This is a genomic window from Vibrio mexicanus (assembly GCF_001012815.1).
GTDB classification, from domain to species: Bacteria; Pseudomonadota; Gammaproteobacteria; order Enterobacterales; family Vibrionaceae; genus Vibrio; species Vibrio mexicanus.
The window spans coordinates 1-2270 of sequence record NZ_JYJP01000063.1 but is presented as its reverse complement, the minus strand read 5'-3'; the positions used below and the strand labels follow the sequence as shown (position 1 = coordinate 2270).

General features: G+C 41.0%; 2 protein-coding genes. Both read left to right on the top strand.

Going from position 1 to position 2270, the window contains the following annotated elements; translation table 11 throughout:
* The first annotated feature begins 592 nt into the window (after positions 1–592).
* Positions 593–1192: a hypothetical protein gene (locus tag UA76_RS09650; RefSeq protein WP_047045402.1), complete on the top strand. Its 600-nt coding sequence runs from the start codon at positions 593–595 to the stop codon at positions 1190–1192.
* A 775-nt stretch (positions 1193–1967) separates the two neighbouring features.
* Positions 1968–2267 carry a hypothetical protein gene (locus UA76_RS09640; RefSeq protein ID WP_157617615.1) on the top strand — a complete coding sequence of 100 codons (300 nt, stop codon included), beginning with the start codon at positions 1968–1970 and terminating at the stop codon, positions 2265–2267.
* Positions 2268–2270 lie beyond the last annotated feature (3 nt).

The window sequence follows — 2270 nt, the reverse complement described above, 5'->3', positions numbered from 1 at the left end:
CGTCGCTCACACCTTAATGCGGCGTTAGTTGAAGTTCGAAAACCAATAAACAAATATTGGAAATGTGAAAGCTTAGTAGCTCTAGCAACACAGCTGATGCACCCTGCCCTTCTCCTATCTCGCCAGTGGCACTGGCGTCTAGGGCTTGAATCGACCTTTCGCAGCTTACTGAAGTGATGTGCGTGTTAAGTTCTTTGGCTCTGCTTCTTAGGTATGGATATCGCCCCAAACAACCAAAGTTCAGCGCACTGGGCTGTCGGCTTCATCACCGGAATTCTTTGCAAAATCACCTCTGCGTCAGCGCCTTTGAGACCAACGATCTTTTCTTCTTTATCAAGTTCGTTTCGTGCGTTGGGTTGAATTCCTGAGCGACCATGTTTGCATTAGCCCATTAAATCAATAACCTAAAACCCATTAAAACCTTAGCTCACAACGCAGGCTAAGGCGTAGCAACTAACAAGGCGCTCAACAGGGACTCCCAACGCTTGGCCACTTTCATTCAAATCAGCTCAAGTGTTTTGGGCACAGATTTCATGTTGGGTGGAATGGCGTTGTCGCCCGTTAGCTTGGCGTTAGTTTTCAAGAGGTGAATATGACCAAAATAGAAGAGATCCGTAAGAAAATTCGAACGAAGAAAGAGTCTGATTTTGAAAGATTAACATTTGCATTTTCAGCAGAAGATATCGAACTGGCTCGAGAATTGGCAAAGATAGATTTTTCTTACTATCAAAACAAATATGGTCGGCAAATCAATAATTCTGTCGATAGTTCAATGGTAGGAATTCTTGGTGAAATAGCGGTATATCACGAATTGGGTAGTTTACAAGATTTTACTGATATGTCTTGGCTTGCTGGCAAGGAACGAATCTCGATTCTTGATGGGAAGCCTGATTATCAATTGGCAGATTTAGAATGCAAACAAGTTGGAGAAAATCGAAAGATCGAAGTTAAAACAATTAGGTTTGGTGATCCAGAGGGGCAAATTCTTGTCGATCATGCTCATAAGTATAAGAACAACAATATTGATTATGTGGTGTTTGTTCAAGTAATGGAGCTAGATGAAAGCTGGAAAGCCGAAATATATAATATTGCAGACTTAAACCAAATTGTTGCTTCAAAAGTTACCACCAATTGTTTTGGTGCTCCCTGCTATGAAGTCCCTAAGAATCAGTCTGTAGGCAAAGAAAACTAACAAGCAATTTAAGAGGGATTCACAACGCTTGGCACTTTTGCTTCTACTTCAAATTTAGTGTTTACGGTACAATGCGTTAAGTTAGTTGGAGGCGTTGTTCACCCCTTAATTGGGCGTTAAGTTTCACCACAAGCAAGGATTTATCATGTATAAAGCATATTCAATTCGATTTCTCTTATACCTGTGTTTGTTGTTCATACTATCCCTTACCCACTCACAGTTTTTCGCCGAAGAACAGAGCACTCTAGGTGAGTTTTTGTTCTACTATGGATTTGGTGGGTTTCTCATTGGAGGGTCGTTTGTTGTTTCCTATTTTATAGGGCAACAAGAAGACCTCGATGCAAGACAATATTTGTCTGAGTTGAATCAACCAAACAAACAAAAAAATGGTGGAGGCGCTGTAGTGCCACACTGTTTACCACTTGCACTATCCTCTGCTTGCATTTTGTCGTTATCCTATTATTTAACAATGTAGTTCTGTCTAAGCATGTTGTTTCTACATCGTTCAGGCTTCACGGAATAGAACTTAACAAATTGCTAAACAAAGACTCCTAACGCTTGGCGACTTCAGTCGCAATTTTAGCTCCGTGTTTATGGCACAATATTCAACTTAAGTGGCATCGCGTTGTCGCTTGTTAGCAAGGCGTTATGTAACTAGGAGAAAATATGTTTCAGTGGACGAAAAAGAACATTATCAAATCTATTGCAAAAGAGCTTCCACCAAGACTAACAGTTAAGTACGGGAAAAAGGATTTCTACACCCCGATGAAATCGATTGGCTCTAGGAGCTATTGAAAAATCAAAAGACCTGAACTACAAAAACTACGCCTACGGTATGTTAACTAGCCATAGCTTTTTTATGTCTTTGGGCTTGTCGACATCTTTCGGTTCACATCCAGAGTTTCACCGTGAAATAGGGAACATCTTGTTTAAACAAGATGTCTCACCAGACATTGAAGCGTACTTGGAATACGCATCAGTTCATAGTTCTTCACCTCAAAGCGAAGGTCACAATGCCCAAGAGGGGCTAAGTGGAGGGGACTTTGGTAATAGTGACGATGTTGGTAGTGTGTAGTGA

Coding starts and splice junctions, on each gene's coding strand:
- UA76_RS09650 (WP_047045402.1), top strand. CDS start 593: ATGACCAAAATAGAAGAGATCCGTAAGAAAATTCGAACGAAGAAAGAG.